Annotated in this window: 14 protein-coding genes and 1 riboswitch; of the genes, 3 read left to right on the forward strand and 11 right to left on the reverse strand. The window is 72.1% G+C overall.

Going from position 1 to position 13,867, the window contains the following annotated elements; all coding sequences use genetic code 11:
* Positions 1-67: 67 nt before the first annotated feature.
* The 5 genes from AB0F71_RS15715 to sodN all read right to left on the reverse strand — a co-directional run bounded on the left by AB0F71_RS15715 (position 68) and on the right by sodN (position 4,263).
* Entirely contained in the window at positions 68-544 is a 477-nt protein-coding gene (locus AB0F71_RS15715; RefSeq protein WP_360233455.1) for a GNAT family N-acetyltransferase, read from the reverse strand.
* Positions 545-603: 59 nt separating this feature from the next.
* Positions 604-1,599 (reverse strand): ABC transporter substrate-binding protein, encoded by a 996-nt coding sequence (locus tag AB0F71_RS15720; RefSeq protein WP_360233458.1) that lies wholly within the window; start codon positions 1,597-1,599, stop codon positions 604-606.
* A gap of 48 nt (positions 1,600-1,647) precedes the next feature.
* Positions 1,648-2,457 (reverse strand): ABC transporter ATP-binding protein, encoded by an 810-nt coding sequence (locus tag AB0F71_RS15725; RefSeq protein WP_360233461.1) that lies wholly within the window; start codon positions 2,455-2,457, stop codon positions 1,648-1,650.
* Entirely contained in the window at positions 2,454-3,506 is a 1,053-nt protein-coding gene (locus tag AB0F71_RS15730; RefSeq protein ID WP_360233464.1) for an iron ABC transporter permease, read from the reverse strand. The genes AB0F71_RS15725 and AB0F71_RS15730 overlap by 4 nt, the downstream gene beginning before the upstream one ends.
* A 95-nt stretch (positions 3,507-3,601) precedes the next feature.
* A riboswitch (cobalamin riboswitch) is annotated at positions 3,602-3,747 on the reverse strand.
* Positions 3,748-3,867: 120 nt separating this feature from the next.
* Positions 3,868-4,263 carry a superoxide dismutase, Ni gene (gene sodN / locus AB0F71_RS15735; RefSeq protein ID WP_045699892.1) on the reverse strand — a complete coding sequence of 132 codons (396 nt, stop codon included), beginning with the start codon at positions 4,261-4,263 and terminating at the stop codon, positions 3,868-3,870.
* A 212-nt stretch (positions 4,264-4,475) separates the two neighbouring features.
* On the opposite strand from sodN, the gene sodX reads away from it, so the two are divergent.
* Positions 4,476-4,919: a nickel-type superoxide dismutase maturation protease gene (gene sodX / locus AB0F71_RS15740; RefSeq protein ID WP_360233467.1), complete on the forward strand. Its 444-nt coding sequence runs from the start codon at positions 4,476-4,478 to the stop codon at positions 4,917-4,919.
* 8 nt (positions 4,920-4,927) lie between these two features.
* Here the strand turns inward: sodX and AB0F71_RS15745 are convergent, their stop codons facing one another.
* The 5 genes from AB0F71_RS15745 to AB0F71_RS15765 all read right to left on the reverse strand — a co-directional run bounded on the left by AB0F71_RS15745 (position 4,928) and on the right by AB0F71_RS15765 (position 9,784).
* A complete protein-coding gene (locus AB0F71_RS15745; RefSeq protein ID WP_360233470.1) occupies positions 4,928-5,515 on the reverse strand; it encodes a CGNR zinc finger domain-containing protein in 588 nt (195 codons plus the stop codon).
* A 136-nt stretch (positions 5,516-5,651) separates the two neighbouring features.
* Entirely contained in the window at positions 5,652-6,404 is a 753-nt protein-coding gene (locus AB0F71_RS15750; protein WP_360233701.1) for an amino acid ABC transporter ATP-binding protein, read from the reverse strand.
* A 47-nt stretch (positions 6,405-6,451) separates the two neighbouring features.
* The gene (locus AB0F71_RS15755) at positions 6,452-7,426 is read right to left on the reverse strand and encodes an amino acid ABC transporter permease (RefSeq protein WP_360233473.1); all 975 of its coding nucleotides are present in this window, start codon (positions 7,424-7,426) and stop codon (positions 6,452-6,454) included.
* Between the two features lie 37 nt (positions 7,427-7,463).
* Positions 7,464-8,393, reverse strand: a complete 930-nt coding sequence (locus AB0F71_RS15760) for an ABC transporter substrate-binding protein (RefSeq protein ID WP_360233476.1) — start codon at positions 8,391-8,393, stop codon at positions 7,464-7,466.
* A gap of 464 nt (positions 8,394-8,857) precedes the next feature.
* Entirely contained in the window at positions 8,858-9,784 is a 927-nt protein-coding gene (locus AB0F71_RS15765; RefSeq protein ID WP_360233479.1) for an ABC transporter substrate-binding protein, read from the reverse strand.
* 583 nt (positions 9,785-10,367) lie between these two features.
* On the opposite strand from AB0F71_RS15765, the gene AB0F71_RS15770 reads away from it, so the two are divergent.
* Both AB0F71_RS15770 and AB0F71_RS15775 read left to right on the forward strand, forming a co-directional pair.
* Positions 10,368-11,561 (forward strand): NADP-dependent malic enzyme, encoded by a 1,194-nt coding sequence (locus AB0F71_RS15770; protein WP_360233482.1) that lies wholly within the window; start codon positions 10,368-10,370, stop codon positions 11,559-11,561.
* A 193-nt stretch (positions 11,562-11,754) separates the two neighbouring features.
* Complete coding sequence (locus AB0F71_RS15775; RefSeq protein ID WP_360233485.1) at positions 11,755-12,717, forward strand: zinc-binding dehydrogenase; 963 nt, start codon at positions 11,755-11,757, stop codon at positions 12,715-12,717.
* Between the two features lie 57 nt (positions 12,718-12,774).
* Here the strand turns inward: AB0F71_RS15775 and AB0F71_RS15780 are convergent, their stop codons facing one another.
* A complete protein-coding gene (locus AB0F71_RS15780; protein WP_360233488.1) occupies positions 12,775-13,866 on the reverse strand; it encodes a PadR family transcriptional regulator in 1,092 nt (363 codons plus the stop codon).
* Position 13,867 lies beyond the last annotated feature (1 nt).

Raw genomic sequence — 13,867 nt, forward strand, 5'->3', positions numbered from 1 at the left:
GAGTTACTCATGGTAAGGCATTGCGACGCAGGGTGGCAGGGGCTTTGCCCGTACTCCGTGCGTGGGTTCAACGCTTCCCGGCGGCCGTGAGTGCCTCGTCGGTGAGCCGGTAGACCGTCCACCCGTCCATCGGCACCGCGCCGAGCGAGCGGTAGAAGTCGATCGAGGGCTGGTTCCAGTCGAGCACCGACCACTCGACCCGGGCGTAGCCGCGCTCGACGGCGATCCGCGCCAGCTCCAGCAGGAGCGCCTTGCCGTGGCCGCCGCCGCGGGCCTCCGGGCGGACGTAGAGGTCCTCCAGGTAGATCCCGTGGGTGCCGCGCCAGGTCGAGAAGTTGAGGAACCAGAGCGCGAAGCCGACCGGCTCGCCGGTGGCCGGGTCCTCCGCGATCAGGCCGAACAGCGCCGGGGCGGCGCCGAACAGGGCCTCGCGCAGCTGCTCCTCCGTGGCCACCGCCTCCTGGGGGGCCTTCTCGTACTCCGCGAGTTCGCGGATCATGGCCAGGATGACGGGGACGTCGGTGACTACGGCGGTGCGGATCATGCCGCGAGCCTACTGCGCGGGCCCCGCCCGGGCCCAGGGCCGACCGGTCGGTGGACGGTTCAGCGGGCCGGGACGGTCCGCAGGAACTCGGCCAGGGTGCTGATCGCGGCCGGGTTGCGCGGGCTCTCGACCAGGTCGGCGTAGTCCATGACGAAGATCCGGTCGTTCCTGATCGCGGCGACGTTCGCCAGCGGCGGGAAGGACTTGAGGAACTGCCGCTTCTCCTCGGCGCCCGGGGTCCCGTAGTCGTTGATCACGATCACCTCGGGGTCGCGCTGCACCACGCTCTCCCAGCCGGCGGTGACCCAGGTGTCCGCGAGGTCGCCCATGATGTTGGTCCCGCCGGCCTTCGCGATGATCTCGTCCGCGGCGGCGAACTTCCCGGCGGTGTACGGCTTGTCCTGCCCGCTGTCGTACAGGAAGACGGACGGGCGGCGCTCCGGCTGCGGCACGGCGGCGATGGTGGCCCTGGACTCGGCGATCAGCCGGTCGGCGCGGTCCTTGACGTCGAAGATCGCGCCCAGGTTGGCCAGGTCGGTGTAGAGCGCCTCCAGCGGGTCCATCACCCCGCGCTCGGAGCCCTTGCCGCTGCGGCAGGACTCGCTGAGCACGTAGGAGTCCACGCCGAGCGCCTTGAACGCCTGCGGGGTGACCCCGCTGCCCTCGTCGAAGCCGTAGTGCCAGCCGGCGAACACCAGGTCGGCCTTGGCGTCCAGGGCGATCTCCTTGGTGAGCACCTTCTTGGAGAGCCAGGCGGTCTGCTGGTAGCCGTCCTTCCAGGCCACCTTGTCGACCTTCCCCTTGTCGTCGGGCATCACGTAGCCGGCCATCCGGTCGGCGAGGCCGAGGGAGAGCATCAGTTCGGTGATGTTGACGTCGTTGGTCACCACCCGGGCGGGCTTCTGCGCGAAGGTGAGCCGCTCGCCGCAGTTCGTCACGGTCACCGGGTAGTGGGCGGAGGCGGTGGTGGCGCCCGGGCCGGGGGCGATCTCGGCGCCGCAGGCGGTCAGCCCGAGGGTGAGCAGGGCGGTGGCGGCAACGGCCTTGGTGCGCATACGAGTTCCTCGGGGATTCACGGATCGGCTCGGGGATTCACGGGTCGGTCAGACGAGACGGTCGAACAGCAGCTGGAGGGCGCCGGTCGCGGGGTGGCGGACGGGGGTGGCCCGGACGCCGAACACCTCGGCCAGCAGCTCGGGGCGGAGCACCTCGTGGGGCTCCCCGGCGGCGACGATCCGGCCGGCTTCCAGCACGTACAGCCGGTCGCAGTGGGCCGCCGCCAGGTTGAGGTCGTGCAGGGCGGTGAGCACCGTCGGCCCGGCCTCGCGGGCGAGCGCCAGCACCTCCAACTGGTGTGCGATGTCGAGGTGGTTGGTGGGCTCGTCCAGCACCAGCAGGCGCGGTTCCTGGACGAGGGCGCGGGCGATCAGCACCCGCTGCTTCTCGCCGCCGGACAGGCTCGGGAAGGCGCGTTCGGCGAGGTGGTCGGCCCGGACCCGGCGCAGCGCGGCGGCGCAGCGTTCCCGGTCCCCGGCGGTCGGGCCGGCGGCGAGTCCGCGCCGGTGCGGCAGCCGGCCCATGGCGACCACCTCGGCCACCGTGAACTCGAACTCGGCGGGGTGCTCCTGGGTCAGCGCGGCCACCCGGCGGGCGGTGTCGCGGGCGGTGAGCGCGTGCAGGTCGTCGCCGGCCAGCCGGACGGTCCCGCCGGCCGGGCGCAGCACCCGGTAGACGCAGCGCAGCAGGGTCGACTTGCCGCTGCCGTTCGGGCCGATCAGCCCGACCACCTGCCCGGCGGCGGCCGCCAGGCTCACCTCGTGGACCAGCCGGGCGCCGGCCAGTTCCACCGAGACGCCGTCGACGCGCAGTTCCTCGGCGCCGGTCGAAGGGGTCGGGGCCGTCATCGCCGTCATCGCCGGCCTCCGAAGGCCTGGCCGCGGCGGCGCATCATCAGCAGGAAGGCGGGCACCCCGAGCACCGCGGTGAACACCCCGACGGGCAGTTCGGCGGGCGCCAGCAGGGTGCGGGAGGCGATGTCCACCCAGACCAGCAGCAGCGCGCCGGCGAGCGGCGCGATCACCAGCACCCGGCGGTGCCCGGCGCCGACCAGCATCCGGGCCAGGTGCGGCATCAGCAGGCCGACGAAGCCGATCGCCCCGCTGACGGCGACCACGGTGCCGGTGACGGCGGCGGTGACCACGAACAGTTCCCGGCGCAGCCGGTCCGGGTCGACCCCGAGCGAGGCGGAGGTCTCGTCGCCCATCGCGAGCGCGTCCAACCGCCCGGCGGCGCAGGCCAGGTAGGCCAGTCCGGCCAGTACGGTGCCGGCCGCGATCGGCACCGAGCCCCAGGTGGCGCCGCCGAGGCTGCCGAGCAGCCACATCATGGCGTCCCGGGCGGCCTCGGCGTGGTCGGCGGAGAAGACCATCAGGGTGGTCACGGCGGAGAAGCCGTAGGAGAGCGCGGTGCCGGTGAGCACCAGCCGCAGCGGGGTGAGCCCGTACGCGGTGCGGGCGGCGAGGTAGACCAGCACCATGGCGAGCAGCGCGGAGCCGAACGCGGAGACCGAGATCGCCCACACCCCGAGCGAGGCGAAGGCGCCGAGCAGCAGGACGGCGTTGGCGCCGACGGCGGCGCCGGAGGAGATGCCGAGCACGAAGGGGTCGGCGAGGGCGTTGCGCACCAGGGCCTGGACGGCGACCCCGGTGGCGGCCAGCCCGCCGCCGACCACGGCGGCCAGCAGGGTGCGGGGCAGCCGGAGCTCCCAGACGATCGCGTACGCCGCCGCGTCGCCCGCGTCCAGCCGTCCGCCGGTCAGCCCGGCGCCCAACAGCCGCAGGACGTCCGGGAGTTCGATCCCGGAGGCGCCGAGCGCGACTCCGCAGACCAGGGAGAGCAGCAGGGCGGCGGCGAGGCCGAGGGCGAGCGGGAGGGTCGGTATTCGGCGAACGGGGTCACTCACGTGCGGGCGCGCCTTGCCTCGGGCCGCGGGTGTGCCGGGGCGGGCGCCGGTCGGGGGCGGGCCCGGGCGCCTTCCCCTCGCAGTCCACGGCGAGTTGTCGGGAGTTCAGCGGCCGGGGGCGATCGGGCTGGCCCGGCCCCGGAACCGCGGGCCGTGCTCACCGTTGCGGGTCAGCGCCGGATTCTCACCGGACTTCCCCCTCGGACGCCCTGGCAGCATAACAGCCACTCAGGGCAGGCAACCCTTACCGGGATCCGTTCCCGGGGTGGCAGGCCTGGGAGACCCGGACCGGCCCGGGAAACGCACGACCGCCCCCGTCCGACGGTGCGGACGGGGGCGGCCGGGTGGCGACGCGTCAGGCTCAGGCCTGCTTGGTCTCCCAGAAGATCTTGTCGACCTCGGCGATCAGGTCCAGCAGGGCCTGGCCGGTGGCCGGGTCGGTGGACGCCTTGGCGGCCGAGGCGGCCTTCAGGGTGTCGTTGATCAGCTGGTGCAGCTGCGGGTACTTCTCGAAGTGCGGGGCCTTGAAGTAGTCGCTCCACAGCACCGAGATGTGGTGCTTGACGGCCTCGGCGCGCTGCTCCTTGATGATGATGGCGCGGGCGCGGAAGTGCGGGTCCTCGTTGGCCTGGTACTTCTCCTGGGTGGCCTTGACCGACTCGGCCTCCAGCTTGGCCTGGGCCGGGTCGTAGACACCGCACGGCAGGTCGCAGTGGGCGTGAGCAGTGGCACGCGGTGCAAACAGACGAGAGAACATGGGAGTCCTTCCTTAGATCGTCTTCCCGCGCCCGAGATTACCCTTCCGGCCTCCGGGTTTCGCGGCCGGGCGGTGGGCCTAGGGCAAAAGACGGACCCGGAACCGGGGTAATCCGGACATCGAACGGACCTGTGACCGGGGTCGTCCGGACATCGAACGGATGACGGTCCGTACGGCAGACTGGGGGCGGTCGGTCCCCGGGAGGAGGAGCCATGGCGCGGAGCACGGAGCCGCAGGGCGGCGGGCCGGGCGGCGCGGTGCCGTTCGGGCTGGTGGACGTCTCGGGCCCGTCGATGGTCCCGACCCTGCGCGAGGGCGACCAGCTGCTGGTCCGCTACGGCGCGCCGATCAGGCCCGGTGCGGTGGTGCTGTTCCGGCACCCGTTCCAGCAGGACCTGCTGGTGGTGAAGCGGGCCGCCGAGCGCCGTCCGAAGGGCTGGTGGCTGCTGTCCGACAACCGTCCGGTGGACAGCGACAGCCGCAGCTACGGCCCGGTCCCGGACGAGCTGGTGCTCGGCCGGGTGCTGCTGCGGCTGCGGCCGAGCCCCGCCTGGCTGGCGCCGGGCCGGGGGCTGGAGCGGCTGCTGCTCGGCCCCCGGCTGGCCCGGGTGCCGGGCCTGGCCCGCCGGTTCGGGGTCTTCGTCGACGAGCCCTGAGGCCGCCGCTACTTCCCGGCGGTGTGCGCCGCCTCGGCCTCCTGGCGCTTGCGGGCCCGGTACGCGGCGACGTTGGCGCGGGTCGCGCAGCGGTCGGAGCAGTAGCGGCGGGAGCGGTTGGTCGAGGTGTCCAGGTAGGCGTTGCGGCACGGCGCGGCCTGGCAGATGCCGAGCCGGTCGGCGCCCAGCTCGGTGAGGTGCACGGCCAGGCCCATGCAGGCGACGGCGCTGAAGTGCGCGGTGGCGGTGGGCGAGTTGTCGGCCAGGTGCAGGTGCCAGCGCGGCCGGCCGGCGTCGTCCAGGTAGTCGTGCCCGGAGACCAGCGGGCTGACGGGGTACTCCATCAGCAGGCTGTTCAGCAGGTCGACGGACCGGATCTCGTCCCCCTCGGCGGCGGCCTCGAACACTCCGCGCAGCCTGGTCCGCACCGCCCGCAGCCGGGGCACGTCGGACTCGTCGGCCAGCGCGGCGGCGCGGGAGGAGTCGGAGAACAGGGCGCGTACGGCGTCCACCGAGGTCAGCGTGTCGGTGCCGCGCTCGGGTTCCTCGGTGTTCACCAGCCGAACGGCGAGATCGGCGTACGAGGCGAGCTCCACGGCGGTCCTTCCAGTGGTTGCGGTAACGGGCCCGGACCGTTGCGGTAACGGGCTGGGCGCTTCCAGCCTATTACCCGGCCGGGGAAAACGTCGGCGCCCGGCAGGAAGTCGTCTGCCGGGCGCCGGGCGTACGGGCTCAGAGCACCTTGGAGAGGAAGGCCCTGGTGCGCTCGTGCTGGGGGTTGGTGAGCACCTCGCGGGGGTTGCCGGACTCGACCACCACACCGCCGTCCATGAACACCAGTGCGTCGCCGACCTCACGGGCGAAGCCCATCTCGTGGGTCACGACCACCATCGTCATGCCCTCCTCGGCCAGGCCGCGCATGACGTCCAGGACGTCTCCGACCAGCTCCGGGTCGAGCGCCGAGGTGGGCTCGTCGAAGAGCATCAGCTTGGGCTTCATGGCCAGCGCGCGGGCGATCGCCACGCGCTGCTGCTGGCCGCCGGACAGCTGCGAGGGGTAGTTCTTCGCCTTGTCGGCCAGGCCGACCCGCTCCAGCAGGGCCATCGCGCGCTCCCGGGCCTCGGCCCGGCTCTCGCCCTTGACCTGGACCGGCGCCTCGATGACGTTCTCCATGGCGGTCATGTGCGGGAACAGGTTGAAGCGCTGGAAGACCATGCCGATGTCGCGCCGCTTGAGGGCGACCTCGCGGTCCTTGAGCTCGTGGAGCTTGTCGCCCTTCTGCCGGTAGCCGACCAGTTCGCCGTCCACCCAGAGGCGGCCGCCGTTGATCTTCTCCAGGTGGTTGATGCACCGCAGGAAGGTCGACTTGCCGGAGCCGGACGGGCCGATCAGGCAGAACACCTCGCCCTGCTTGACCTCCAGGTCGATGCCCTTGAGCACCTCGACCAGGCCGTAGGACTTGTGCACGTTCTCGGCCCGGACCATCGGCTCGCCGGTGGGCGCGGAGTCGGTGGGGGTCTTGCTCAGATCGGTCATACGTGACCACCTCCCTCGAGCCCCGGGACGACGTCGGCGGTGGTCTTCGGGGCGGGCTTCCCGGCGAACAGGCCCCGCAGTCGCTGCAGCGGGGTGGGCGGGAGGGTTCGGTTGGAACCTCGGGCGTAGTGGCGCTCGATGTAGTACTGACCGATGGTCAGCACCGAGGTGAAGAACAGGTACCAGAGGCTGACCACGATCAGCAGCGGGATGTTCTGGTAGTTCCGGGAGTAGATGACCTGGCCGGCCCGGAAGATCTCCTCCAGGGAGATCACGGAGACCAGCGAGGTGGTCTTGAGCATCGAGATGGTCTCGTTGCCGGTCGGCGGGATGATCACCCGCATGGCCTGCGGCAGGACGATCCGCCGCATGGTCTGGAACCGGCTCATCCCGAGCGCGTGGGCGGCCTCGGTCTGGCCCTCGTCGACCGACTGGATGCCGCCGCGGACGATCTCCGCCATGTAGGCGGCCTCGTTGAGGCCGAGGCCCAGCAGCGCGGCGACGAAGGTCGGGATCAGGACGTTGGTCTCGCCGGACCAGAACTCCGGACCCCACGGGACGCCGATCGACAGCTTGGCCCAGATCAGGCCGAGGAAGTTCCAGAACACCAGCTGCACCAGGACCGGGGTGCCGCGGAAGACCCAGATGTAGACCCAGGCGGTGCCGGCCAGCAGCGGGTTCGGGGAGAGCCGCATCACCGCGAGGATGATGCCGCCGACCACACCCATGAGCATGGAGAGGGCGGTCAGCTCCAGCGTCACGAGCAGCCCGTGCATGATGCTGTCGTGGAACAGGTACTGCCCGACGATGTCCCACTTGAAGGCGGGGTTGGTGAGGAGGGCGCTCAGCAGCATCGCCGCGAGCAGGGCGATGACGACGGCGCCCGCCCAGCGTCCGGGGTGGCGGACCGGGACGGCCTTGATGGTCTCAGGCCGTCCCTTCGGCGCCGTCCCCTTGTCCAGAGAGTTCACGGTGTGGCCTCGGGGGAGAGATGAAGCGTACGAGGGGTCAGCTGACGGCGCCGTTGACGGTCGACTTGTCGATGGCACCGCTCTCGACGCCCCACTTGGTGAGGATCTGCTTGTAGGTGCCGTCGTCGATCAGCGACTGGATGGCGCCCTGGATGGCCGGGGTGAGCTTGGAGCCCTTGGCGAGGGCGACGCCGTAGGGGGCCACGCCGTAGGTGTCGCCGAGCTTCTCCAGCTGCCCGCCGGACTGCTTGATCGCGTAGTCGACGACCTGGGAGTCGGCCATCATCGCGTCGTCGCGGCCGGAGACCACGGCGTTGGTGACGTCCGTCTGGAGGTCGAACTTGTCGCCGTCGTTCTGGATGCCCGGCTTGCCGGCCTTGGCGCAGTCCGGGTTGCGGGTGTCCTTGATCTCGTCGGCCTGGGTGGTGCCGGTCTGGACGGCGACCTTCTTGCCGCAGAGGTCCTTCGGGTCGACCTTGCCGGGGTTGCCCTTCTTGACCGCGATGGCGCTGCCCGAGTTGAAGTAGGTCACCATGTCGACGACCTGCTCGCGCTCCTTGTTGTCCGTGAAGGACGACATGCCGAGCTGGAACTTGTTCGACTGGATGCCGGGGATGATCGCGGTGAAGCCGGAGTCCTGGACCTCGGCGGTGAGGCCGAGCTTGGCGGCGATCGCGTTGGCGAGGTCGACGTCCATGCCGATGACCTTGCCGCTGTCGTCCTTGAACTCGTCCGGCGCGTACGAGGCGTCCGCGCCGACCAGGAGCTTCCCGGCCGACTTGACGTCGGCGGGGACGAGGGCGGCCAGCTTGTCGTCGGCCTTGACCGTGTTCACGGTCGCGGAGGCGTTGGGGGCGCCACTGCCGTCGCTGCTCTTGCTGCTGCTACAGCCGGTCAGCACCAGGGACACGGACACGGCAGCCACGCCGGCCGCGAAGAGGCGGGTGCGCTGGGTACGGACGGTCATGAGGGGGATCTCCTCCTGGGGAGAGAAATCGGGCGGAGCGCGCCGCGGGAGCGGCGCACCGGGGCAGCTGGCCGTACGGAGCCGTACGGGTGGTCACTCGCGGTACGTCTTCGTACGTGCGTTGCCGGGTGGTGCAGTTGCCTGGGCGCAGGTGGCCGCCCAGGGTGGTGCGGGGTACTGCTTCCGCCACCCTCCGCCGAGGTGGACGTCGACCTGAACCGCCTCGACCGGTGGTCGGCTCGATCCGAGATGGGGGGAATCCTGCCATCTGATGACGGTCAGGGGGCCCTCATCCAGATCAAAATCGGATAACGAGGGCTCGTGCTGTCCGCTATTCGGACGGATCGCGTGCCCCTGTCACCCTGCGTATAAGTATGCAGATCCGGCTGTGCTGTTCCCGGACGCCCCGCCGCTGCCCCGCGGCCCCGCCCGTTCCCGACCCGTGCCCCGCCGCTGCGCGCGGGTCAGATGCCCCCGTTGACCACCGCGTTCTGCGCCGCGCCCGCGCTCACGTTCCACTTGGCGAGGATCTTGTCGTACTCGCCGCTGCGGATCAGCTGGTCCACCGCCTTGGACACGGTGTCGCGCAGCTCGGTGTCCTCCTTGCGGACGGCGATGCCGTACGGGTTGGAGGTGGACTGGGCCCCGGTCACCTCGAAGCGGCCCCCGCCGTCCGTGGTCTTCGCCGCGTAGGCGGCCACCGGGAAGTCGTTCAGCCCGGCCGCGGCGGTGCCGGCGGCGACCTCGGCCAGCGCCTTGGCGTCGGTGTCGAAACGGTGCACCGTCAGCTGCTTGCCGGCGCGCGAGCAGACGGCGACCTGCCGGGTGGCGATCTCGTCCTGGGTGGTGCCCTGCTGGAAGGCGACCGTCTTGCCGCACAGGTCGTCCAGGGTCCGGATCCCCTTGGGGTTGCCCTTCGGGACGACGATCGAGGTCCCGGCGATGAAGTAGTCGACGAAGTCGACGCCCGGGTTGACCTGCTTGCCGTCGTCGTCCAGGCCGTCGCGGCGCGTGCGGACGTCGCTGAGCGCGGACATCGCCACGTCGAACTGCTTGCCCTGGAGGTTCGGTATCAGCTTGTCGAACGGGGTGTCCACGAACTCGACCCGCACGTCGAGGATCCGGCCGAGGGCGGCGGCGAGGTCCGGGTCGAGGCCGGTCGGCTTGCCGTCCGGGCCGCGGAACTCCACCGGCGCGTAGTTGACGTCCATGCCGATGCGCAGCACGCCGGCGGAGCGCTGGGCCTTCGGCAGCTTGCCGCGGATGTCCTTGACCGGGTCGCTCGCGGCGGCCTGCCCGCCACCGCCGCAACCGGTGAGCAGCAGGGCGCCGGCGGCGGCCAGGGCGGCCGCGGCGAAGGCCGGGCGACGGGCGGGCGTGAGGTGAGGCATGAGGGTGCTCCTGAGGGCGGAACCGTGGTCGCTGCGGTGTCGCGCGGGTGTACGCGGAACGGCGGACAAGCGATCCTGCCATCCCGCCCTGCCGGGCCCGGCAGCGGGTGTGTCAGAATTCGGTACCGGGTGACCCCCGAACGCTCGAACCAGACCGACGAGCCCCGACAGGCTCGGGGTGCCCAGGACCGGAAGTCATCACGTGGCTCCGTATCCGGGGCACCGATCCCCCGTGGATCTGCGTTCACACTTGCGGGTGCGCGTGCCTCAGCGCCGTTGCCGCCGCCGGAGCCCGGCGCTTCCGACACCGGGCCCCAGCCGACGCGACAGCACGGCGATGAACTGCGCGCGACGAGGACGAAAAGGCATAGGTGCGATGCCTTGGTCCGACCTACGCTCGGCCCGGTAGCACAAGCGGACAACACAAGACCCCATAAAAAACCCTCATCCGAGGGCGCCACCCGACGGCAGCGCCCCCGCCCCGACCCCGGGTCCGCTCAGGCGTACCCGGTTTCCGGCTTACGGCCGGGGCGCCCAGTCCGTCGGCCGCGCACCTCGCCGGAACAATGACGAAGAGGTCATCGTGGCAGCGGAGATCATCAGCAGCACCCAGGACACCGACGATCCGGTCGACGCCGTTTTCGCGCTCCACCGCGGCGGCAAGATGGAGATCCGGGCGACCGTGCCGGTGCGCGACGCGGACGACCTGTCCCTCGCCTACACCCCCGGTGTCGCCCGGGTCTGCACGGCCATCGCCGAGCAGCCGGAGCTGGTCAACGACTACACCTGGAAGTCCAACACCGTCGCGGTGGTCACCGACGGCACCGCCGTGCTGGGCCTGGGCGACATCGGCCCGGAGGCCTCGCTCCCCGTGATGGAGGGCAAGGCCATCCTGTTCAAGCAGTTCGGCGGGGTGGACGCGGTGCCGATCGCGCTGGCCTGCACCGAGGTGGACGAGATCGTCGAGACGGTGGTCCGGCTGGCCCCGTCCTTCGGCGGCGTCAACCTGGAGGACATCTCCGCCCCCCGCTGCTTCGAGATCGAGCGCCGGCTCCAGGACGCCCTGGACATCCCGGTCTTCCACGACGACCAGCACGGCACCGCGATCGTCACCACGGCCGCCCTGTGGAACGCCGCCAAGGTGACCGGCCGGGAGATCGGCTCGCTGCGGGCCGTGATCTCCGGCGCCGGCGCGGCCGGTATCGCCATCGCCAAGATGCTGCTGGCGGCGGGCATCGGCGACGTCTCCGTCTGCGACCGCAAGGGCGTGGTGTACCGGGGCCGTGAGGACCTGACCGACGTCAAGGCCGAGATCGCCGAGCTGACCAACCGTTCGGAGCTCAAGGGCTCGCTGGCCGACGCGCTGGCCGGCGCCGACGTGTTCATCGGCGTCTCCGGCGGCACCGTGCCGGAGGAGGTCGTGGCGACCATGGCCGAGGGCGCGTTCGTCTTCGCGATGGCCAACCCCAACCCGGAGATCCACCCCGAGGTGGCGCACAAGTACGCGGCTGTCGTCGCCACCGGGCGCAGCGACTTCCCGAACCAGATCAACAACGTGCTGGCCTTCCCGGGCATCTTCGCCGGCGCCCTCCAGGTGCGGGCCTCCCGGATCACCGAGGGCATGAAGCTGGCCGCCGCCAAGGCGCTGGCCGCCGTGGTGGCCGACGAGCTGACCCCGCAGAAGGTCATCCCCTCGCCGTTCGACGAGCGGGTCGCCCCGGCCGTCACCAAGGCCGTGGCCGACGCCGCCCGCGCGGAGGGCGTCGCCCGGATCTGACGATCGGGCACCGGCCCCCGGGGCCGGGGGAGCGTGCCGGCCACGACGGCCGCTCCCCCGCCCCCCCGAGCCGCAGCGGGTCCGAGCGCCCGGAGGCGAGCGGGGGAGTAACAAGCGGGGGACTAACAGCCGGGACACGCGTCACACTCACGCGTGGTTCCCGGCCCCGGCCGTCCCGGCTAGTGTCCGGGTCATGTTTGCTGCCTATGCCGCCCGTATCGACGCCGACGACCCGCTGAGCGGGCTGGAGCTGGGCGAACTCCCCGAGCCGCAGGCCCGTCCCGGGTGGAGCGTGGTCACGGTCAGGGCCGCCAGCCTCAACCACCACGACCTGTGGTCGCTGCGCGGAGTCGGCCTGCCCGCCGAGAAGCTGCCGATGATCCTCGGCTGCGACGCCGCCGGCGTCGACGAGGACGGCAACGAGGTGGTCGTCCACTCGGTGATCGGCCAGTCCGGCCACGGGGTGGGCCCGAAGGAGCCCCGGTCCATCCTGACCGAGCGTTACCAGGGCACCTTCGCCCAGCGGGTGGCCGTCCCCACCTGGAACCTGCTGCCCAAGCCGGCCGAGCTGAGCTTCGAGGAGGCCGCCTGCCTGCCCACGGCCTGGCTGACGGCGTACCGGATGCTGTTCACCAACGCCGGGGTCAAGCCCGGTGACACGGTGCTGGTGCAGGGGGCCGGCGGCGGGGTGTCGACCGCGCTGATCGTGCTCGCCAAGGCGGCCGGCCTGCGGGTCTGGGTCACCGGCCGGGACGAGGCCAAGCGCGACCGGGCGGTCGGGCTCGGCGCGGACGCGGCCTTCGAGAGCGGCGCCCGGCTGCCCGACCGGGTGGACGCGGTGATGGAGACGGTCGGCGCCGCGACCTGGTCGCACTCGGTGAAGTCGCTGCGCCCGGGCGGCACCATCGTCATCTCTGGTGCCACCTCCGGCCCCAGCCCGAAGGCCGCCGAGCTGAACCGGATCTTCTTCCTGGAGCTCAAGGTGGTCGGTTCGACCATGGGCACCAAGGAGGAGCTGGCCGGGCTGCTGTCCCTGTGCGCCAACAGCGGGGTCCGTCCGGTGATCGACTCGGTGCTGCCGCTGGCCGAGGCCCGGGACGGCTTCGCCCGGCTCGCCAAGGGCGAGGTCTTCGGCAAGATCGTGCTCAACCCCTGACGCGCGGCGGCCCGGCGCCCCCTGGTCGGGGGCACCGGGCCCGGGCGGGCGGCCTGGTCAGCCGAGCAGCCGCTTCAACCGTTCGCCGGCGGCGCCCAGCACCGAGCGGGCCTCGGCCAGCCGGTCGGCGCTCACCGCGCCGTCCCGGGCCGCGTCGCGGACCTGGTCGCGGAAGCGGTCGAGCAGCCGCTCCAGTTCGCGGGCCGGGTCGCCGTCCGGATCGGTGCGCGCCCACGGCGGCAGGTCCGCGGTGGCGGTCGGTCCGTCCTGGCCCTTGCCCGAGTCCTCGCCCGAGTCCTTGTCCAGGTCGATCCGGGTGACGGTGACCCGCTCGGACGGCTCGGAGGACTCGGCCGCCCCGGCGCCCTCGCCGGCCTCACCGGTCGGATGGCCCCAGCGGGCCGCGTCGGCCAGCCCGGCCAGGCCCTTGGTCAGTTCGGACAGGCCCTCGGCCAGCCCGGTCGGCCAGTCGCCCTTGGCGGCGTGCTCGCGCACCTGCTGCTCGACCCGGCGCTTGATCCGCAGCGCCTCCTGCTGGGCGGCGGTGCGGGAGGCCTTGGCCTGCTCGCGCAGCCGGCGGGCCTCCTCCTCGGCGGCCTTCGCCTTGGCCTTGGCGGCCCGCTCCTGCTCCCGGGCGCGCTTGGCCTGCTCCTTGGCCTGCCGCTTGAACTGGGCGAACTCCTCCTTGGCGCGCTGCCAGGAGTCGTTGTCGCCCCAGGGCCCGGCCCACGGGTCGCCGCCGGTCTCGGCGCGGTCCGGCCGGGGAGCCTGCTTGGCGGCCTGCCAGAGCTCCTCGCGCAGGTCCTTGGCGCTGTCCCGGACGTCCTCCCGGATCGCCCCGGCGAGCTGCGCCACCGAGTCGTGGATCTCCAGCTCCAGCTCGTCCAACTCGACCCGCCGGGCTTCGAGTTCGGCGCGCCCGGCGTCGGTCAGCCGGTAGACCTTGCGGCCGCCCTCGGTGCTGTGGCTGACCAGGCCCTCCTGCTCCAGCTTCGCCAGTCGCGGGTAGACGGTGCCGGCGGACGGCGCGTACAGGCCCTGGAAGCGCTCCTCCAGCAGGCGGATCACCTCGTAGCCGTGCCGCGGGGCCTCGTCCAGCAGCTTGAGCAGGTAGAGCCGGAGCCGGCCGTGGCCGAACACGGGGCTCATC

Origin of the sequence: Kitasatospora sp. NPDC028055 (genome assembly GCF_040637885.1) — a bacterium.
Classification (GTDB): domain Bacteria; phylum Actinomycetota; class Actinomycetes; order Streptomycetales; family Streptomycetaceae; genus Kitasatospora.